This window comes from Streptomyces anandii JCM 4720 (genome assembly GCF_014650655.1).
GTDB lineage: Bacteria > Actinomycetota > Actinomycetes > Streptomycetales > Streptomycetaceae > Streptomyces > Streptomyces anandii.
Genome location: NZ_BMVJ01000004.1, coordinates 373,340 through 381,489 on the forward strand (window position 1 = coordinate 373,340; position 8,150 = coordinate 381,489).

The 8,150-nt window shown below is 73.0% G+C and carries 5 protein-coding genes and 1 pseudogene; all 6 read left to right on the forward strand.

From position 1 onward, the window contains the following. Positions 1–727, forward strand: a pseudogene (locus tag IE249_RS36850) (hypothetical protein); the annotation flags it as partial. A gap of 15 nt (positions 728–742) precedes the next feature. Further along, the gene (locus IE249_RS10370) at positions 743–2,284 is read left to right on the forward strand and encodes an amino acid permease (protein WP_189704473.1); all 1,542 of its coding nucleotides are present in this window, start codon (positions 743–745) and stop codon (positions 2,282–2,284) included. Positions 2,285–2,538: 254 nt separating this feature from the next. After that, entirely contained in the window at positions 2,539–3,615 is a 1,077-nt protein-coding gene (locus IE249_RS10375; RefSeq protein ID WP_189704474.1) for a mechanosensitive ion channel family protein, read from the forward strand. 453 nt (positions 3,616–4,068) lie between these two features. Beyond that, entirely contained in the window at positions 4,069–6,288 is a 2,220-nt protein-coding gene (locus IE249_RS10380) for an NADP-dependent isocitrate dehydrogenase (RefSeq protein WP_189704475.1), read from the forward strand. A gap of 189 nt (positions 6,289–6,477) precedes the next feature. Further along, a complete protein-coding gene (locus IE249_RS10385; protein WP_189704476.1) occupies positions 6,478–7,329 on the forward strand; it encodes an N-formylglutamate amidohydrolase in 852 nt (283 codons plus the stop codon). A gap of 61 nt (positions 7,330–7,390) precedes the next feature. Then, a partial coding sequence (locus IE249_RS36855; RefSeq protein ID WP_506366523.1) for a cytochrome P450 family protein occupies positions 7,391–8,150 on the forward strand: 760 nt, incomplete at its 3' end.

The following is an 8,150-nucleotide window of genomic DNA, read 5'->3' on the forward strand; positions in this document are numbered from 1 at the left end:
GATCGCCCCGCGGGACCCGGTGCCGTGGGTGTGCCTGCTGGCGCTGGCCCAGCTCGACCGGGACCTGCGCTGGGACGAGCACCGCGAGGCGCCGCCGGAGGCGACGCTGCCGGTGGGCCCCTGGGGGCTGCTCGCCGAGGCCGGCCGGCGCGACCCGCACAACCGCGAGGCCCACCACCGCATGCTGCAGTTCCTCTACGCGCGAGGATTCGCCGACCGCCCGGCGGAGGCGTCCGCCTTCGCGCACTGGGCCGCCGCCTCGGCGCCACCCGGCTCGGCGCTGCACGTGCTGCCGCTGTACGTGCGCGTCGAACGCTACCGGCGTGCCCACGGCCAGGACGCCGCGCTCGACCTGCACTGGGTGGCGGAGGACGCCACGCGTGAGGCGAGCGAGGCGCTGCTCTCCTGGTTCGCGTCGAGCGAGCCGGCCGGCCGTTCCCCGCTGGACCTCAACCATCTGGCCCACGCCCTGTGGGGCGCCCAGCGGTTCGGGGACGCGGCGCGGGTGTTCGACGCGCTCGGCCCGTACTGGACGCCACGGCCCTGGGCCTGCCGCGCCGCCGGTCCGGCGGGGGTGGCGGCGGACGGCTCCCTCGGAGCGGCCCTGGAGGTCTTCCGCCAGGCCCGGGCCCGCTGCCGTACCGGCGCGGACACCCCGGCCGCGCCCACGACCACGACCGCCACCGCAACCACCGCCGGGCCCGCGCCCGCGACGCCCGAATCCTGACCAAGAGGCCTTCCCATGTCCCGCGCCTTCGAATCCGCCCGAACCCATCCCCTCGTGCTCGCGCGGCACGAGGAGGAGCGGCGGCTGCGCGAGCTCGGCCACCGTCCGCTGGCGGCGCGCCGCATGGGCGGATTCGGCAACTTCGCGGCCGGCTTCTCGGTGATCTCGGTGCTGTCCGGCTGCATGACGCTGTACGGCTTCGGACTGGGCACCGGCGGGCCGGCCGTGATGCTGTGGGGCTGGGCCGGCGCCGGCCTGCTCGTGCTGTGCGCGGGCCTCGCGCTGGCCGAGGTCACCAGCTCCTGCCCGGCCTCCGGCGCGCTGTACTACGTGGCCGGGCGGCTCGGCGGACGCCGCTGGGGCTGGTACACGGGCTGGCTGAATCTGCTCGGTCTGCTGGGCGCGATCGCCGGGGCCGACTACGGCGCCGCCCTGTTCACCGGCGCCTTCGCCAATCTCCGCTGGGGCTGGGAGCCGACGCCCGGCCGGACCATGCTGGTCTTCATCGCGATCCTGCTGCTGCACGCGGTGCTGAACCTCTTCGGGATCCGTCTGCTCGGCGTGCTCAACTCGGTTTCGGTGTGGTGGCACTTGGGGGGCGTGGCGCTGATCGCCGGCGCGCTCGCCGTCGTACCGGACCACCACCGCCCGCCGTCGTTCGTGTTCACGACGTTCGTCGACGACACCGGCTGGTCCCATCCCCTCTACGTCGCCGCGGTCGGCCTGCTGCTCGCCCAGTACACGCTCTCCGGCCACGACGCCTGCGCCCATCTGGCCGAGGAGACGGCCGGCGCCTCCGTGGCGGTGGCCCGCGGCATCGTGCGCTCCATCGCGGTGTCGTGGCTCGCGGGCCTCGTCCTGCTGGCCGGGCTGACGTTCGCGATCCGGGACTACGACACCACCCTCGCGAGCCCCACGGGGGTGCCGCCCGCGCAGATCCTGCTGGACGGCCTCGGCAGGGACGGCGCGAGCGCGGTGCTGCTCGTCGCCGTCGTCGCCCAACTGCTCTGCGGCGCCGCGGTGGTGGCCGTGGCCGGCCGCATGGTGTTCGCGTTCAGCCGGGAGCGCGCGCTGCCCGGCTCGTCCCTGTGGCGCCGGGTCGGCGGCCGTACCCGCACCCCGGTGGCCGCGGTGTGGCTGTCGGTGTCGCTGGCCTGCGTGCTCGCCCTGCCGTCGCTGTACTCGGCGACCGCCTACGGGGCGGTCACCGCCGTGGGGGTCGTCGGCTTCGCGCCCGCGTATGCCATCCCCGTACTGCTGCGGCTGCGGGCCGGCGACCGGTTCCGGCCGGGGCCGTGGCGGCTCGGCCGGTTCGGGCGGCCGGTCGGCTGGACGGCGGTGGCGTGGGGGGCGCTCGCCACCGTGCTGTTCTGCCTGCCGCAGTCCTCGCCGGTGACCCTGGGCACGTTGAACTACGCGCCGGTGGCGCTGGCCGCGGTACTGATTCTGGCCAGCGTGTGGTGGTACGTCGCCCGCCGTCCGCACGGGGGCACGCCCGTGTCCGCCGCCTACGGCACCGAGCGGGACCAGGCCGAACTCGCCGAGGGGATCGTCTGATACGCCCCTTGTCACCTCGCCCTCGGTGCGAAGTGGCCTGCCGGATACGGCAGGATGAACGACCGCGCCCGGCACGGAGCCGTCCTCGGGAATCAGGAATCGGGAATCGGGAATCCCGGAAGCTCTCGCCGGCGCGCTCGCACATTCCGGAACCGAGCAGGTGACTACTACGTGACGCAACTTCACATCCGGCCGTCCGCGGCCGCCGCCCCGTGCGCCGCGGCGCGTCCTTCGGGAGCGGGGGGTGGCAGCCGGTGAACCGCGCCGTGACGCTGGACGACCTCGTCCTGGCCGGCATCGCGCTGGCCGCGGGGCTGGCGGCCGCGTTCGTCTCCCGTACGCTGCTGCGCTGGCTGGCCAAGCACGCCAAGCGCACGCGGTGGAGCGGGGACGACGTGATCGTGGACGCGCTGCGGACCGTGGTGCCGTGGGCGGCGATCGCGGGCGGTGCGGCCTCGGCGGCGGCGGTGCTGCCGCTGACCCGGACGGTGCAGCACCATGTGAACCAGATACTGACGGTGCTGCTCATCTTCGTGGTGACGGTGTCGGCGGCGCGGGTGATCGCCGGGCTGGTGCGGACGGTGACGCAGTCGCGTTCCGGGGTCGCCGGATCGGCCACGATCTTCGTCAACATCACGCGGATCCTGGTCCTCGCGATCGGGTTCCTGGTGGTGCTCCAGACGCTCGGGATCTCCATAGCGCCGCTGCTCACCGCACTGGGCGTGGGCGGTCTCGCGGTGGCGCTGGCGCTGCAGGACACGCTCGCCAACCTGTTCGCGGGCGTGCACATCCTCGCCTCCAAGACCGTTCAGCCGGGGGACTACATCCGGCTGAGCAGCGGGGAGGAGGGGTATGTCGAGGACATCAACTGGCGGCAGACGACGGTACGTCAGCTGTCCAACAACCTCGTCGTCATCCCCAACGGGCAGCTCGCCAAGACGAACATGACCAACTTCACCCGTCCCGAGCAGCGGTTGACGGTGCTGGTGCAGGTGGGAGTCGGCTACGACAGCGATCTGGAGCACGTGGAGCGGGTGACCCTGGAGGTCGTGGCCGAGGTGATGGCCGAGATCAGCGGGGCGTTGCCCGAGCACGAGCCGGCGATCCGGTTCCACACCTTCGGTGACTCCCGGATCGGGTTCACGGTGATCCTGGGGGTTGGCGAATTCAGCGACCAGTACCGGATCAAGCACGAGTTCATCAAGCGGCTGCACCGCCGGTACGGGGAGGAGGGGATCCGGATTCCCGCGCCCGCGCGGAGCGTCGCGATTCAGCCGGCCCAGGCCGTGATTCCGCATCCGCGGGCGGCTCATGTGGACGGGGGCCACTGAGCCGACGGCGCGCGGGCACCCTGGGGCTGCGCCCCGGCCCCCACCCGGGGCTGCGCCCCGCCCTCGCCCACCCGCCCACCCCACTCGATGGGCCAAAGGACGACCGTCCCCGGGGCTCCGCCCCGGCCCCCTGCGGGGGCTGCGCCTTCTGCACCCCGAAGCCATCCGCGCTCGCGCGGCTGTCCCTGTTCCCCCGAGCACCATTCCCGGCACCGGCCCGCACCCCTGCAAGCGGCCTGCCCAGAGGCAGGGCCCCCTCCAGCACCGACAGCACGCTGACATGAGGCGGGGGCCTGGGGCGCAGCCCCGCACGGGGGCCGGGGCGCAGCCCCGGAGGACGGCACCCCTCCCCCTCCGCGTCGGGCGGGGCAGCCACGGGCCCCTGTCGAACCCCGCCCGCCCACGAGATATCTTGATATCGAGCAATGTTGCAGACGTGGAGCGGAGCACCCGGTGACTGACTCGACCATCATCTACACACACACTGACGAGGCCCCGGCCCTGGCGACGTATTCCTTCCTGCCGGTGGTCCAGGCGTACGCCTCGCAGGCGGGTGTCACTGTGGAGACCCGTGACATCTCCCTGGCCGGCCGCATCATCGCCGTGTTCCCGGAGTACCTCACCGAGGACCAGCGGATCCCGGACGCCCTGTCGGAGCTGGGCGAGCTGGCCAGGACGCCGGCCGCGAACATCATCAAGCTGCCGAACATCTCGGCGTCCCTCCCCCAGCTGAAGGCCGCCATCGCCGAGCTGCAGGGCCAGGGCTACGCGCTGCCGGAGTACCCGGACGACCCGAAGACCGACGAGGAGCGCGAGATCCGCGCCCGCTACGACAAGATCAAGGGTTCCGCCGTGAACCCGGTCCTGCGTGAGGGCAACTCCGACCGCCGCGCCCCGGCCTCCGTCAAGAACTACGCCAAGACCCACCCGCACCGCATGGGCGCCTGGACCTCCGAGTCCAGGACCAACGTGGCCACGATGGGCGCGGACGACTTCCGCTCCACCGAGAAGTCCGCCGTCATCGCCGAGGACGGCACCCTGCGCATCGAGCTCAAGGGCGACGACGGCTCCACCACCGTGCTGCGCGAGTCGGTGCCCGTCCTCAAGGGCGAGGTCGTCGACGCCTCGGTGATGCGTGTCGCCGCGCTGCGCGAGTTCCTCGCCGCGCAGGTCGCCCGCGCCAAGCAGGAGGGCGTCCTGTTCTCCGTGCACCTGAAGGCCACGATGATGAAGGTCTCCGACCCGATCATCTTCGGTCACGTCGTACGCGCCTTCTTCCCGAAGACGTTCGCGAAGTACGGCGAGACGTTCGCCGCGGCCGGCCTGACCCCGAACGACGGTCTGGGCGGCATCTTCAAGGGCCTGGAGAACCTCCCCGAGGGCGCCGAGATCAAGGCCTCCTTCGACGCCGAGCTCGCCGAGGGCCCCACGCTGGCGATGGTCGACTCCGACAAGGGCATCACCAACCTGCACGTCCCCTCCGACGTGATCGTCGACGCCTCCATGCCGGCCATGATCCGCACCTCGGGCCACATGTGGGGCCCGGACGGCCAGGAGCACGACACCCTCGCCGTCCTGCCGGACTCCTCGTACGCCGGCGTCTACCAGGCCGTCATCGAGGACTGCCGGGCCAACGGCGCCTACGACCCCTCGACCATGGGCTCGGTCCCCAACGTGGGCCTGATGGCGCAGAAGGCCGAGGAGTACGGCAGCCACGACAAGACCTTCGAGATCCCGGTCACCGGCACGGTGCGCCTGGTGGACCAGACCGGCAACGCCGTGATCGAGCAGGCCGTCTCTGCCGGTGACATCTTCCGTGCCTGCCAGACCAAGGACGCCCCGATCCGGGACTGGGTCAAGCTCGCCGTCACCCGCGCCCGCGCCACCGGCGACCCGGCGGTGTTCTGGCTGGACGCCGGCCGCGCGCACGACGCCAACCTGATCGCCAAGGTCGAGCAGTACCTGCCGGAGCACGACACCGAGGGCCTGGACATCCGGGTCCTGTCCCCGGTCGAGGCCACCAAGCTGTCGGTCGAGCGCATCCGCCGCGGCGAGAACACCATCTCGGTCACCGGCAACGTGCTGCGCGACTACCTGACCGACCTGTTCCCGATCCTGGAGCTGGGCACCAGCGCCAAGATGCTGTCGGTTGTCCCGCTGATGGCGGGCGGCGGCCTGTTCGAGACGGGCGCCGGCGGCTCCGCGCCCAAGCACGTCCAGCAGCTGATCAAGGAGAACTACCTGCGCTGGGACTCGCTCGGCGAGTTCTTCGCCCTGGTGCCCTCCCTCGAGCAGTACGCCGAGGCCACCGGCAACGCCCGCGCCAGGGTGCTCGCCGACACCCTCGACAAGGCCACGGCGACCTTCCTGAACGAGGACAAGTCCCCGACCCGTCGCGTCGGCGGCATCGACAACCGCGGCAGCCACTTCTACCTGTCCCTGTACTGGGCGCAGGAGCTGGCCCGGCAGACCGAGGACGCCGACCTCGCCAAGGCCTTCGCGCCGCTCGCCGAGACCCTCGCCGCGAACGAGCAGAAGATCGTCGACGAGCTGATCGCCGTCCAGGGCAAGCCGGCCGAGATCGGCGGCTACTACCAGCCCGACCCGGCCAAGGCCGCCGAGGTCATGCGCCCGTCCGCCACCTGGAACGAGGCCCTGGCCTCCCTGAGCTGACCCGGCCCCGGCTCACCGCCTGACCCGGGGGCCGTCCCATGGCCCCCTCCTCCGCCCCGCCCGGCACCACGCCGGCCGGGGCGGAGCCGTCCCCCGGGGCGGGACGGCGTTGTCCGTGGGGTGGGGCATGATCGCGGGGTGATGTCCGCGAGGTCTTCCCGCGGGACCGGGAGAGACAGGAGCCGCTTCGTGTCCGGCGACGTGCCGTCCTTCGAACTGCTGCCCGGGGACGGCGGCTCGCCGGTGATTCTGCACGTGCCGCACTCGGCGCGGCGGATACCGGCGGACGTACGGGCCGGGATCATGCTCGACGACCCGGCGCTGGAGCGGGAGCTGGACCACATCACCGACGCGCACACCGCGGAGCTCGCCGAGGCGGCGGCCGGGGCGGCCGCGCTCACTCCGTGGCGGTTCGTCAACCGGCTGTCGCGGCTGGTCGTCGACCCGGAGCGGTTCCCGGACGAGCGGGAGGAGATGCTCGCCGTGGGCATGGGCGCCGTCTACACGGCGACCACGCACCGGGGGGCGCTGCGGGCGGCGGACACCGATCCCGCGCCGCTCGTCGAGCGGTACTTCCATCCGTACGCGCGCGCCATGACCGAGGCCGTCGCCGGCCGGCTGGCCGCGACCGGTCGTGCCGTGATCGTGGACGTGCACTCCTACCCGACCGCCGCCCTGCCCTACGAGCTGCACGGGGCCGGGCCGCGTCCGCCGGTGTGCCTGGGCACCGACGCCTTCCACACCCCGCCCCCGCTGGCCGGCCTCGCCCGCGAGGCGTTCGCCGGGTTCGGGGAGACGGGGCTCGACAGCCCGTTCAGCGGGGCCTACGTACCGCTGGAGTACTACGGGCGCGATGCGCGGGTGGCCGCGCTGATGGTGGAGATCAGACGGGACACGTACATGAGCGAGCCGGGCGGTCCGGCCGGGCCGGGGCTCACCCGGCTCGCGTCGGCGCTGGCCCGCCTGGTCGACGGCCTCCACGAGCTTCACGGGGCTCACGCTCCGGGCGGCCCCGACGGTCGCCGTGACCCTCACGAGTGACCCTCCGCCACCTGGAGCACTCCGGCGCGACAAGCGGCCGGGCCACGGTGAGGGTGGACGCATGACGCAGGAGATCACCACAGCCCCACCCGACCGGCTCACGTCCCCGGCGCCTCCCGGCGCGGCGCAGCCCTCGGGCGAGGAGACGGCGCCGCCCCCGGTCCGGGAGTGGCCCGCGCTCGACCTGGACGGCACCGCGTTCGACCCGGTGCTCGCCGATCTCATGCGCGAGGGTCCGCTGACGCGTATCCGGCTGCCGTACGGCGAGGGGTGGGCGTGGCTGGCGACCCGTTACGACGACGTGAAGCTGATCACCAACGACCCGCGGTTCAGTCGCACCGAGGTGATGCACCGTCAGGTGACCCGCCTGGCACCGCACTTCAAGCCGCGCCCGGGTTCGCTGGCCTGGGCGGACCAGCCCGATCACAACCGGCTGCGCAAGCCGGTCTCGGGCGCGTTCACCGTGGGTGCGATGAAGCGGCTGCGGCCGCGCGCGCAGGAGATGCTCGACGAGCTGATCGACGGGCTGCTGCGGCAGGGGCCGCCCGCGGACCTGGTGGAGCGGGTGCTGGAGCCGTTCCCGATCGCGGTGGTCAGCGAGGTGATGGGGGTGCCGGCCGCGGAGCGCGAGCAGGTGCACACCTGGACCCGGCAGATCATCTCCATGTGCGGTGGGGCGGAGGCGGCCGACCGGGCCAAGGAGGGCATGTACGGCTGGATCGCCGCGACCATCCGTGCCCGCCGGGACGGCGGCGGCGAGGACGTGCTGTCGCTGCTGGGCGCCGCCGTCGGCCGGGGCGAGATCAGCGAGGAGGAGGCGG